This window comes from Faecalibacillus sp. (assembly GCF_047023275.1).
In the GTDB taxonomy this organism is placed as follows: Bacteria; Bacillota_I; Bacilli_A; order Erysipelotrichales; family Coprobacillaceae; genus Faecalibacillus.
The window spans coordinates 38085-50904 of record NZ_JBKYAR010000013.1; the positions used below are offsets into that span (position 1 = coordinate 38085).

Annotated in this window: 16 protein-coding genes; all 16 read right to left on the reverse strand. The window is 28.7% G+C overall.

The window, feature by feature from the left end; all coding sequences use genetic code 11:
- Positions 1 to 8: 8 nt before the first annotated feature.
- Entirely contained in the window at positions 9 to 1187 is a 1179-nt protein-coding gene (locus tag ACLVEP_RS05960; protein ID WP_412583530.1) for a CDP-glycerol glycerophosphotransferase family protein, read from the reverse strand.
- A gap of 38 nt (positions 1188 to 1225) precedes the next feature.
- Positions 1226 to 3457, reverse strand: a complete 2232-nt coding sequence (locus ACLVEP_RS05965; protein ID WP_412583532.1) for a CDP-glycerol glycerophosphotransferase family protein — start codon at positions 3455 to 3457, stop codon at positions 1226 to 1228.
- 14 nt (positions 3458 to 3471) lie between these two features.
- On the reverse strand, positions 3472 to 3864 hold the full coding sequence (gene tagD, locus ACLVEP_RS05970; RefSeq protein ID WP_022001153.1) for a glycerol-3-phosphate cytidylyltransferase: 393 nt from the start codon (positions 3862 to 3864) through the stop codon (positions 3472 to 3474).
- 10 nt (positions 3865 to 3874) lie between these two features.
- On the reverse strand, positions 3875 to 4702 hold the full coding sequence (locus ACLVEP_RS05975; RefSeq protein ID WP_412583533.1) for an ABC transporter ATP-binding protein: 828 nt from the start codon (positions 4700 to 4702) through the stop codon (positions 3875 to 3877).
- A gap of 9 nt (positions 4703 to 4711) precedes the next feature.
- Positions 4712 to 5530 (reverse strand): ABC transporter permease, encoded by an 819-nt coding sequence (locus ACLVEP_RS05980; protein WP_318001330.1) that lies wholly within the window; start codon positions 5528 to 5530, stop codon positions 4712 to 4714.
- Between the two features lie 114 nt (positions 5531 to 5644).
- Positions 5645 to 6277: an orotate phosphoribosyltransferase gene (gene pyrE / locus ACLVEP_RS05985; RefSeq protein ID WP_412583535.1), complete on the reverse strand. Its 633-nt coding sequence runs from the start codon at positions 6275 to 6277 to the stop codon at positions 5645 to 5647.
- 2 nt (positions 6278 to 6279) lie between these two features.
- Positions 6280 to 6990, reverse strand: a complete 711-nt coding sequence (gene pyrF / locus ACLVEP_RS05990) for an orotidine-5'-phosphate decarboxylase (RefSeq protein WP_412583537.1) — start codon at positions 6988 to 6990, stop codon at positions 6280 to 6282.
- Positions 6991 to 7051: 61 nt separating this feature from the next.
- On the reverse strand, positions 7052 to 7402 hold the full coding sequence (locus tag ACLVEP_RS05995; protein WP_412583539.1) for a DUF3783 domain-containing protein: 351 nt from the start codon (positions 7400 to 7402) through the stop codon (positions 7052 to 7054).
- A gap of 49 nt (positions 7403 to 7451) precedes the next feature.
- On the reverse strand, positions 7452 to 8057 hold the full coding sequence (gene rpsD, locus ACLVEP_RS06000) for a 30S ribosomal protein S4 (protein ID WP_412583540.1): 606 nt from the start codon (positions 8055 to 8057) through the stop codon (positions 7452 to 7454).
- Between the two features lie 220 nt (positions 8058 to 8277).
- Entirely contained in the window at positions 8278 to 8919 is a 642-nt protein-coding gene (locus ACLVEP_RS06005; RefSeq protein WP_412583542.1) for a GyrI-like domain-containing protein, read from the reverse strand.
- A gap of 12 nt (positions 8920 to 8931) precedes the next feature.
- On the reverse strand, positions 8932 to 9723 hold the full coding sequence (locus ACLVEP_RS06010) for a MerR family transcriptional regulator (RefSeq protein WP_412583544.1): 792 nt from the start codon (positions 9721 to 9723) through the stop codon (positions 8932 to 8934).
- Positions 9724 to 9779: 56 nt separating this feature from the next.
- The gene (locus ACLVEP_RS06015; protein WP_412583546.1) at positions 9780 to 10343 is read right to left on the reverse strand and encodes a cyclase family protein; all 564 of its coding nucleotides are present in this window, start codon (positions 10341 to 10343) and stop codon (positions 9780 to 9782) included.
- A gap of 94 nt (positions 10344 to 10437) precedes the next feature.
- Positions 10438 to 10848: a GNAT family N-acetyltransferase gene (locus ACLVEP_RS06020; protein WP_412583548.1), complete on the reverse strand. Its 411-nt coding sequence runs from the start codon at positions 10846 to 10848 to the stop codon at positions 10438 to 10440.
- 8 nt (positions 10849 to 10856) lie between these two features.
- Complete coding sequence (locus tag ACLVEP_RS06025; protein WP_412583550.1) at positions 10857 to 11240, reverse strand: winged helix-turn-helix transcriptional regulator; 384 nt, start codon at positions 11238 to 11240, stop codon at positions 10857 to 10859.
- A gap of 88 nt (positions 11241 to 11328) precedes the next feature.
- Positions 11329 to 11724 (reverse strand): pyridoxamine 5'-phosphate oxidase family protein, encoded by a 396-nt coding sequence (locus ACLVEP_RS06030; RefSeq protein WP_412583552.1) that lies wholly within the window; start codon positions 11722 to 11724, stop codon positions 11329 to 11331.
- Positions 11725 to 11886: 162 nt separating this feature from the next.
- A complete protein-coding gene (locus tag ACLVEP_RS06035) occupies positions 11887 to 12816 on the reverse strand; it encodes an acyl-CoA thioester hydrolase/BAAT C-terminal domain-containing protein (protein WP_412583554.1) in 930 nt (309 codons plus the stop codon).
- Between the last annotated feature and the right edge of the window lie 4 nt (positions 12817 to 12820).

Genomic DNA, 12820 nt, shown 5'->3' on the forward strand with positions numbered 1-12820 from the left:
CTTAGCACCTACTTAAAAACAATATCAACTACTCGCTTAGACGCTTTACCATCTTCATGATTATTAAAACGTTGATTAAACTTATCTAAACGTTGATAATCGTAACCTTTTTTAATTTCTTCTAATAGTTGATTCTCATCTTCAATAATATCTCCAGGTAAATCATGATAAATATCTAAATAAAAACCTCTTAGTTCATCTCGATAATGAATCAAATCATACATATAAAAATAAATAGGTCTTTTTAAAATAGCATAATCAAAGAAAACACTTGAATAATCAGTAACTAAAGCATCCGCAATAATGTATAAATTAGAAATATCTTCATTTGCTTCTACAAAATAAACAAATCCTTGATATTGATCAATATCAAAATCATTAACAATTAAATAATGAGGCTTAAATACAATAACATATTCATCCCCTAATATTTTTTGCCATTTATCAAAGTGAACTTCTAATTTAAAAGTATAACCTTTGGTTATATAAGAATTATCTCGCCATGTTGGTGCGTAAAGAAGTACCTTTTTATCAAGAGGAATCCCTAATTTTTTCTTAATGTTTAAAACATCTTCTTCTTTATAGTTTGTTAAAAAATCATTTCGAGGATAGCCAGTTTCAATCAACCTTTCTCTATTAATTCTAAAAGCACTTTGGAAAACTTCAGTTGTAAAAGCACTTGGAGAAATCATATAGTTATACTTTTTAACATCTTGTGCGTATGTTTCATGCATCATTTCTTCATTCATGCCACTTCGATAAAAAGTTGTTCCTTCAGGAACTTCTATATCAAACGCTAATTTTTTAAGCGGTGTTCCATGCCATGTTTGTAAATATATTTGATTTTTCTTTTTTAAAACATACATTGGTAATTTGCAATTTGCAATCCAATATTGACTTCTTGCAAGATAAAAGAAATAAGGAATTGAAAAATATTCAATTACTTTAGCATTTTCAATAGAAATATTTTTCTTTTTATGATGCTTAATAGCCCATATAAAACGATAATCTTTAAACTTATCTTGTTGTCTCATATATTCATAAATAGCTCTAGGATTATCACTATATCCCTTACCATGAAAAGCAATAAACAATACTGTTTTTTTATGAGTTGGTATTAACTTATAAGTTATTCGATAAATAAACTTAATTGTTTTACCTAAGATATTTTTTATTAGTCTAAGCATTTTTAAACCTCCTTATAAAAATAAGGGGTAACCCCCCCTTATTTAAATACTGCTTCAACTGCTCTTTGTGAAGCATTTCCATCATCGATAGAACAGAATTTATCATAGAATACTTCATAACGTTGAGCATACTTTTGATTCATTTCATCAAGATGTTTAATTTGATCAATTACTTCTTTAGTCGAATAAACTAGTGGACCAGGAAGTTCTTTTTCCATATCAATATAGAAACCTCTTAAAACATCACGATATTTATCTATATCATAAGTATAGAATAACATTGGTCTTTTTAAGTTAGCATAATCAAAGAAAACACTTGAATAATCTGTAATACAAATATCAGAAATTAAATAAATTTCAGTAATATCATCATATTTAGATAAATTATAAGCAAAATCTTCAACTCCTGTAACATCTAAAGCATCCGCAATATAATGATGTGTTCTAAGCAAGATGACATATTCGTCTCCTAACTCTTTTTTCATCATTTCTAAATCTAATTTTAACTTAAATTTATATTGCCCTTTTCCATAGTATTCATCATCTCTCCATGTTGGTGCATATAAAATTGTTTTCTTATCTAATGGAATATGAAGTTTCTTTTTCAAATCTAATGCAATTTGATCTTTATTCGGCGCATACAATAAATCATTACGAGGATAACCAATTTCTAACATTGTTCCATTTGTATACATAAAACAGCTTTTAAAAATATCACTTGAAAATTTATTTGCTGCAATTAAATAATCCCATTCTTGTTTTTGACGATAAAATTGAGATTTATAAGTTGGAGAAGCTGCAGTCACTTCTTCTTGATCAAAGGCTAAACGTTTAAGTGGTGTTCCATGCCATGTTTCTAAGAAAACTTGACCTTCTCTTTTTCTAAACCATAACGGTTGTCTAATATTAAAAACAAAATATTTAGATTTAGCTAGATAATACGCATATTTCTTCGTAAATCTCTTAACAATGATTCCTTCATATGGAAGTTTTTCTTTAGGATCATTTAAAACCCAAATAAATTTATATTTTCCTGGATAATTTTTAGCTAAATATTCATATATATATTTTGGTGAATCAGCATAACTTTTACCCATAAAAGTTTCAAACATAATCCAATTTTCTTCAATAGGTTCATTGATATATTTATGACGATATAAATACTTATTAATTTCATTTTTATTTTTTAATATCTTTTTCATCTTATTTTTAGCAAGATGTTTAGCAATCACTTTTTGTGTTTGTTGTAAATCATGATTTCTAGCAAGTTTAACCATCTTTCTTTGATAATGAGACATATTTTTCAATAAATCATTCCTTACATCCTGCATTAAAATAGACATTTGATCAAATCTTTCATCTCTCCAAAAATCATCTTTAGATCTTCTAATTTTTTTAGCAAAGAAATTACTATAATATTTAATCATTTTAGAATCTAAATAATAACGAATTCTACTTTCTTTATCTACTAAAGAAATTGCATATTTATAAACATTAATAAATTCATCAAATTTAGTTTCATCTTTAATTTGTGACAAGGCTGGTGTATTAATTGGATCATTATGTTTTCTTTTAGCGTATAATGTATTTTCATTAAACCCTATCTTATGACCATACATAACAAGTCCTTCTACAAAAGGTAAATCACTATAATAAATAAAATCTTCATTAAAACGTAAATGATTATCTTCAATTAAACTACGTTTAATTAAAATATTTAAAACTGATATATTACGAATTCCTTTCTTCGCTCTAATTAATAAATCAATTCTTCTTTGTTCATCACTATTATCTATTTCAGAATAATCTTTTTCTAAAAATTTATGATTACGATCATCATCTTTATCTTTCAAATTTAATTCTTCATTTTTTTCATCCCCCATGGTTTCAAAAACTTGTTTTTTAAACCATGTAATCCATCTTCTACCAACAACTAAATCTAAATCTTGTTGCATGGCATCTTGAAGTAAATAAGATAATGTTTGAGGCATAATATAATCATCACTATCAATGAAATAAATATAATCTCCTGTTGCATTTTCTAAACCAAGATTTCTTTTTTTAGCAACACCTTCTTCAATTGAACAAGGAATGACTTTTAAAGATATTTTATCTTTATATGTGTCTACTAATTGTTGAAATTTTTGATCATCTTGACTTCCCACTAATAATGTTTCAATTTCAACATTTTCTTGTTCACTTAAACTTTCTAAACAATCTTTTAAATATTGATAATATCCTTCATAAGGGACAATCACACTGATTTTCATACAACTCTCCTTTATTATAATTTATCTTTTAAATCATCTTTGATTTTAGTTGTAGAAATACCTTCTGTACGAGGTAAATAAACTACTTCACAATAATCTTTTAAGAAATCAAATTGACCTTTCCAATCATCACCCATGACAAAAACATCAACATCATGTTCTTGAACATCTTTTATTTTTTGATCCCATGATTCTTCTAAAATAACTTCATCAACATATTTAATAGCTTTTAAAATAGCCATACGATCTTGATCACTATGATAAGCTTTCTTACCTTTTTGGGCATTAAAAGCATCACTGCTGACTGCTACAATCAAATAATCTCCTAATTCTTTAGCACGTCTTAAAATATTCAAATGCCCAACATGGAACAAATCAAAAGTTCCATATGTGATAACTTTCTTCATCCTATCTCTCCTATCTCTTCATTTTATCTAATAATTTTTCCCAAAAACCAATTTTAGGATTTTGAACAATTCGACTTGCAAATTTTTCATCATTTAATTTTTTCTTTTCTTTTTTCTTTAAACTATTATAAAAATCAACATATTCTGCATATTCATCGCATACTTCTTCAACATCACCATATTCTTTTAAACGGCCACCTTCAATCCACATAGCCTTTTGACAGAATCCTCTTACTTGCGGTAAAGAGTGAGAAATGAAAATAATGGTTTTCCCTTGATCTTTTAGTTCATTCATTTTATCTAAACATTTTTGAGCAAATCCTTTATCTCCAACCGACAAAGCTTCGTCTACAATAATAATATCAGGATTTAAATAAAGTGAAATTGAAAAACCTAATCTTGATTTCATCCCACTTGAATATTTCTTAACGGGTTGATATAAGAAATCACCAATTTCAGCAAATTCAATAACACCTTCAGTAATTTCTTGAATTCTTTTTCTAGAAAGTCCTAGTAATGCTCCTTTAACATTAATATTTTCAAGCCCTGTAAGTTGCATATCCAATCCTGTATTGATTGCAATTAATGCTTGTTCTCCATTAATATCCATTGATCCTTCATCAATTTGTGAAATACCTGCTAAAATCAATGACAATGTCGATTTACCAGAACCATTTGTTCCTAAAATTCCTACAACTTCTCCCTTAGGAATTGTAAAAGTAATATCATTTAAAGCATAAAATCTTTGCGTAACTGAACTTTTTGATTTACCATCATTTTTCTTTTTTAATTTATATATTTTTGAAACATGTTCAAATTTAATTGCATAATCTTCCATTATTACCACCTAAATCATATCAATAAATTTATGTTTAAATTTATACATCATCATACTACCAATTGTAAAAATTACAATAACAAACACCCAAAAGAAAAGCATTTGTTTCCAATAAAATAAAATACCATGATGATATAAGAAACAATCTCTATAGCCACATACAATATAATAAATTGGATTAGCTTTCATAATATATCTTACTGTCATTTGCCATCCATATTTATGCAAACGAGAAATTGGCCATAAAATCGGTGTTAAATAAAGCAATAGACGCATACATGCTAAAATAAGCTTTCTTGTATCACGTGCTAACATATTTAAAACTGATGTAATCATGGCAAGTGAAATCGTTAAACAAATTGCAGCAAAAAGATAATAAACAAGTTCAAGCCAATAAAGTGATGGCATGATCCCTTGTGTAAGCAAAAATACAATTAATATAGCCATCAAACAAAAATGATTAAATAATTCTTTACCTACAACTGTTGCAGGTAAAACTGATACTGGAAATTTCATTTTTGTAATGACATTACGTTTAGCATAAATGGCATTGGCACCATTAGTAATACATGGGCTAATAAAAAACCACACAACCATCCCACATAACATCCATTGAATAAAAGGAATCTTTCCTACAGCCTTTCTATTCATAATTAAACCAAATACAAAATAATACGTCATAATTTGAATTGCTGGATTAGCAAAATTCCAAAAGACACCTAATCTTGAATCTCGCATATCAGAAAGCAATTCATACTTTGAAATACAATATATACGATACAAATTTGTAAAGTTTTCTTTTAATACATATCGAATACTTTTAAACATAATTACCTCCAAAAAGTAAACCTATTATTACTTTTACATCATACCACTATTTTTTGCAAATAAAAACAAAAAAAAGGAACAATGGTCTAAATTACCATCATTCCTTAAAAATATTTATTTATTCATCCATGATTCATCACTTGGATCAACTTTCCAAGCTTTTAATTTTTCCATATCTTCATGTTTAATATAATCATGTTCTTTAGCAACTTCAATTAAAGTATCATAATTTGATAAAGTTACAAATGGACAATGTGCATTTTCAAAATTAACTGTTGCTTTATCTAAACCATATGTAAAGATAGCAATAAGTCCTAATACTTCACATCCAGCTTCTCTTAAGGCTTCTACACATTCTAAAGAAGAACCACCAGTTGAAATTAAATCTTCAACAACAACAACTTTCATTCCTTCTTTAACAACACCTTCAATACGATTATTACGTCCATGAGATTTAGCTCCTCCACGAACATAACCCATTGGTAAATCTAAAATATCAGCAGCTAAAGCAGCATGTGCAATACCTGCAGTTGCAGTTCCCATTAAACATTCTGCATCTGGGAAATTATCCTTTACAAGTTTAGCAAGCCCTTGTTCAACATCTTTTCTAACTTTAGGATAAGATAAAGTTAAACGGTTATCACAATAAATTGGTGATTTAATACCACTTGCCCAAGTGAATGGTTCATTTGGTCTTAAAAAGACAGCTTTAATATCTAATAAATCTTTAGCAATAATTTTTTTCATTTCTATTCTCCTTGAAAATCTTGATAAACTTTTTTATATGTAGCAAGAGGATCTTGACTTCCTGTAATTGTTCTACCAACAACAATATAACTTGAAGTTAATTCTTTTGCCATTGCTGGTGTTGTGACACGTTTTTGATCATTAACACTATCACTTGCAAGACGTATTCCTGGTGTAACTGTTAAGAATTCTTGTCCTAAATGATCATGAATGATTTTTGATTCTAATGGTGAACATACAACACCATCTAATCCTGCTGCTTTAGCATTTTCAGCCCATTTTAACACAACATTTTCTAATGGTTCATGAATTAATAATTGATTATCTAATACATCTTGATCTAAAGATGTTAAACATGTTACAGCAATACATAAAGGTCTTTTACCACCTGTTTTTCCTTCTTCTAGCCCTTCAATAGCAGCTTTCATCATGTCAATACCACCAGAAGCATGAACATTGACCATATCTACATCTAATTTAGCAAGTTGTCTCATTGCACTTTTTACAGTATTTGGAATATCATGTAATTTTAAATCCAAAAAGATCTTATGTCCCATTTCCTTAATCATCTTAATGATTTCAATTCCTTCTCCATAAAACAATTCCATCCCTACTTTTACATAAAGACTTTCTCCCTCAAATTGTTTTAAGAAGTTTTCAACATCACTTTTTGTCTTAAAATCAAGAGCAATACAAATTCTACTTTCGTTCATAAAAGCCTCCTTATTATTCTTTTTCTATTATATCAAAATTAATACTTCTATTCTATACGATTTATTTATTTTTTTGATATTCTTCTAATAAGTGTTCTCCTAGCATTTCAAATGTCCAATTAAAATTTGTTGCCGTAACAATAGCTTTTAAACAAAGCTTTTGATTATCTTTTAAAAGATACAATATTTGATCCATTTTTGATGATGAAACATTTGAAAAAAGAATAATTGCTGGCTCAATTTTCTTATTTTTAGATTTCTTTATTTTCTTATTTAAAATATCTTTTACTTTAGTTTGTATCATTTGAGCTGTTAATTGAATTACTTCTATATTCATCATCACACACATTTGTAATAATTGATCTTTATGATCTATTTTTTCAATATTATAAACAATCAGTTTTGAATTCATAAATTCTCCTTTATATACAAAAAAACAGCTATAAAAGCTGCTTTTCTTATTAACCAAGTCTGTTGTAGTATTCTACGATTAGTGCTTCGTTAATTTCTGAGTTTAATTCAGATCTTTCAGGTAAACGAGTTAATTTACCAGTTAATTTATTAGTATCAACTTCAACGAAAGCTGGAGTTGCAACTTTATTTTCTAAAGCTTCTTTAATAACTGCTAAATTTAATGATCTTTCTCTTACTTCGATAACATCACCAACATTTACTCTGTATGATGGGATATCAGTTTTAACACCATTTACTAAGAAATGACCATGGTTTACTAATTGTCTAGCTTGTCTTCTTGTAGAAGCAAAACCTAATCTATAAACAACATTGTCTAATCTTCTTTCTAATAAGCATAAGAAGTTATAACCATGAATACCTTCCATTTTACCTGCTTGATTGAATGTGTTGTGGAATTGTTTTTCATTAACTCCATACATATGTCTTACTTTTTGTTTTTCTGCTAATTGTAATCCATATTCAGTTTGTTTTTTTCTTTTTTGTCCATGTTGACCTGGAGCATAAGCTCTTCTGTTTAATTCTTTCCCGTTTTCTAAGATTGAGAATCCTAAACGACGAGAGATTTTCCATTGTGGTCCTGTATAACGTGCCATAAATTTTCCTCCGTATTGTTTTATTTGCATAAAGCAATAACATTGCATAGATCAATTGATAAGTGTTAATATTAAGCATTTCCCATTGCAGCTAGGTACTTTGCAATCATTTGATATTAACGCGTTTTTCAATACTCTATGTGCTGCTATTCATTTACTGCCTTGTCATCATACTATATATTTATAACAATGTCAAACATTATTTTTATTCATAGATTCACTATTTTTTATCAATTTTACATATTGGATGTCTAATCACTGTTTTCCATTTTTCCGGTGCTACTTTACGAGCATCTGATAAATAAATTTCATGATGTAGTCTTGATTTACTAAAATCATTTCGATAGCCTTTTTCTTGAAGATATTGATTCATTATTTCTACGGTTGTCACTTCTTTATCAAAAGGACCATGATGCATCATTTGTACGCATAGCCCTTCTTCAAAAGTAAAAAACTCTGCTTTTGAACAATCGATTTTCTTTTTTATCAAAGCCCTCTCTACCGCCCAAGCAAAATCTTTCTTTGAAACAAACTCAGGCAATCTAATAACTGAAATCCAATTAAATGTTTCTTTATGAAAAAGATCTATATCTTCTACATCCTCTTGCCACCAGAATCCTTCAAGCGGTGGAACAACATATTCATAAAAACCCTCTATTTTATATTCTGTTTTATAACTCATTTTTAATATATAGGCCACCGCATAGAGAATACTGATTGCTTGTTGGTACATTCCTTTTTCTTCATTAGGATTTCCTTTTCCCCTTACAGCAATAAAATTAAATGAAGGTATATTGATAATTTCTGGTTTATTTTTAGGTCTATAATATTCTTTATATTCTTTTTTAAAATCAAATGTCATTGTTCTACTCTCCTAAGCGATTGGAAGTTGAATTTCTGTGAGCCATTCATCAACCGATTCCTTATTCCAAATACCATCTATATAACATTCTCTAGCAAGACCATTTACATGATAATCATTTTCTTCTACATATTTCATAAGAAAACTATAAGCTTCACCAATTTCATCATAAGCTCCTTTATAAAAAAGACTCAATACTTTTGTTGCTGAGATTTTTTTAAATTTAATTTGTGTACTTTCTTTCCCCATACTTTCTACTGATTCATATCGACAAATCATAATATCTGTTTCCTTATGTTCTTTATCTAGGTATTCACAAAATTCATACGGTGGCTTTGTACATTTTATTTGGGGATTCAATTTCTTAAATTCTTTTTTTAGACTTGGAATAATTTTCATCATATCTGAATAATTATCCACTTTCACTTCACTATAATAAACGATTATTTCAGGTATTTCTTTTACTGTTACTTGATAGCTCATTTCATCATTTTCCAAAATATGATTAATGATAGAAAGACGTGTTTCAATGTCTTCTTTTTGACTTTTTAATAATTTTGCCTTAGCAATAAGTATTTTCTTTTTATCCATTCCTTTGTAAATTGATTTAATTTCTTCAATCGTTAATCCTAATTGTCTATAAGATTGAATCATTGCTGCTTTAGTAAGTTGACTTGTCTTATAAAAACGATAACCCGTTTGAGAATCTACCTCATCAGGAATGAGGAGTCCTTCTTTTTCATAAAAACGTAAAGCTTTGATTGTTAAATGCGATAGTTTTGAAAATTCACCTATTTTTAACACGGTTACACCCTTCTTTCTATTTCTTATTATGAATTCTCCCCTAAGGGGAGAGTCAACTATGATTTTATTTCTGCAATGACTCTACAAGGAAGGCCTGTTATATTCGTATAGTTCATTGGATAAGTATGTGCAATAAAATGATCATTGTTTTCTAATACCGCTTGTAAATGACAGAGATTTTCAATAATAAAAACATCATGATTTGCACAATGTTGATCCATAGGCGTATGTTCCTTCCCTCTTCTAACACCTGTAAAATCTATACCAATCATAGATATATTTCTTTTTAACAATTCTTCAAGTAATTCATTTGATAATTGAGGATGCTTTGAAAAGTATTCTTTTGTCCCATAACCAATAGTTTCAATAAAACCTGTATAAAAAGCAACAAACATCTCTTTTTCAACTTGATCAATAGCTATATCACTTATATCAATCTCTCTATCTTTAACATGACTTACATCAAATACAACTGCTTTTCTTTCAGTATAGTCTAGTGGAAATTCTTTATCCATCACATCAAAATGTGTTCCTAAATGTCCTACTAATGCTTTTTTCTCATTTCCTTGAGCATCTTTTACCATCTTTGGGGTAATTTTTAATGTAATATCTATCTTCATCTTTTTCTCGTCCTTAAAATTTTAAAAATTAAATACATCAAAATTGTAGCACATATTCTTTTATAAAAAAACGAAGGAAAATTCTAAAAAGAATCTATCCTTCATGATCATAATTACATATTTGCATTGCTATTCCATTTTCCATTAACGTAAAGCCATTTTTCTTATAAAACAACATATTATTTTTATCTTCTGGCATCACTTCAAGATACATAAAATCTTTATACTTTTCCTTAATATAGTCAATCATTTTACTTGCAATTCCCTTTCCTTGGTAGTCAGGATGAACAAGAACATAATGGATTTGCGCTAACATTTCCGTATCATCCAACACTCTTATAAGTCCCACAAGAAAATCATCATCCCATACAGTAAGTACCGTTGAAGAATTCATAAGCGCTTTGTATAAGCGTTTAGGATAATTTCCAGAAACCCAGTTAATTGATAAAAATAATTGTTGTACTTGTTCTTGTGTAAATATTTTTTCTTCTGTATATTTTAACATACTTTCTCCTATCCATGGTGGTCACATTTTTGACATTGAACCATTTCATTTTCATTATCTTCTTTATAAAAAATTCCTGACCACTTACAAATACTTTGTAGAATTGGAACAACAGATTGCCCCTTTTCTGTTAAAGAATACTCGACCCTTGGAGGAATTTCATCATAAGATTTTCGATCGATAAGACCATCTTCTATTAAATCTTTTAACGTTGAGGCCAGTACCGCATCTGTAATATTATACATTTCTTTGCGAATTTCACTATATCGTAATTTTTTATGAGCGAATAATACACAGATAATACGTGAACGCCATTTTCCACCAAATAAGGTAAGTCCATATTCAAGAGGACAACGTATATCATCATCTAATTTTTTCTTATATTTTGCCATCTAAAAATCACCTTCAATCTCTTTTTTCAAATTATAGATTAAAGGTGTTCTTTTTTAAAGTAACTATTAAATTTATGAGTATCTTTTTTTAGATTTCTTTTTTATTATCTGCACCTGGTGTTGTTACAATGACTTTTACAGGTGTCACAACAAGAGCTCCTTTTGCTGTTGCAGCACCATTGAACATTTTTTCAACCATCGCTTTAAATGTATCTACTATTTCACCTTCTGTCATGTATTCTGCAGTCCCTTTTATTTGATACCCTTCTAAACTTTGTCCATCATAAACTGAAATAGCAATTTTCCCATCATTTTCTTTAAGATTATTTAATGTTGTTTCTAAAAAAACATCACCAATAACAAGCTTTCCTTCATTAGTAACATCTTTAAAAGCAACAGGTACAACGTTTGGTTCATTATTTGTACATGTTGCAAGATCCCACATATTATTTTTTAATACTTTTACAACTGATTCATTTAACATTAATTTTACCTCCATTATTATTTTGTATTTGTCACTTTCGACATACTCATATTAATGGATTTACTTTTAGAATCATAGATATCAATAAATTTATAAGTTACTATTAAATTTCATAGTTTAAAAAATACGGAGCTATATACTCCGCATTCTCATCATTTAATTTTATTCTTTACACCATTTCTTTAAAGCATTGGAAAGCTTTTCATCGATATCTTTTCTTGTTGCTTCACATTCATTAGGATAATCTTTAGCAGCTTTAAAAATAAAACGTAAAACAAATTTAAGTCCTATTGGTAAAGCTTTACGAAGTAAAGATTCCGGTAAAACAAAATGTGTTCCATGTTCATAAACAAGAGCTGTATACTCACAACTGTGAGGATGTGTTTTTAAACGTTGATCCATACGTCGAATATATTTTCCTGTTTCCCAGAAAGAATCATCATCTGCTCCAACAAGAAATAAACTTCCTTTTATATTTTCAACTTTAATCATTTCTTCCTCTGTATGTTCTCTTGCTTTTTCAGAATCAATGAATAAACATGTGCTTCGTTCAATATCTCCAGAACCTTTTGTTTCTTCTTCAACCTTTTGCCAATAAATTGGATGTTCATACACAAATGGCATATACGCTAAAGGTTGCCCTTTCCAAGAAAGTGTTGATGCACCGGGAATTGGCCATTCTTTACAACCATCTTTATTTCCTTGTTCAAATCCTTGCCATATAAAATCACTTGGCGTAAGTGCAAAAGTCAAAGTAATATCCGAAAAAAATGAAGCAGCCACAAGTGCATCCATCCCCGTTGTACTCATTCCTACAATACCAATTTTTTTATTTCCGTTATTTTTTAACCATTGAATCGCTGTTTCTATTCTTTCTAACGGATAATTGACATGACTATAATCTTTCTTACCCGGTGACATACAAAGAACATTGACACCATTTTTATGAAGCCATTTAGCACCACACTTTGCCATATAATCATTAGGATCATCCCCAAACATTCCAATCATTGCACAATGAGATTCCTTGGGATTTATATAATAGGTCCCATAAAAACCATCTTTTTCTGTATCAAAAAATAATTTTTCCATGAAT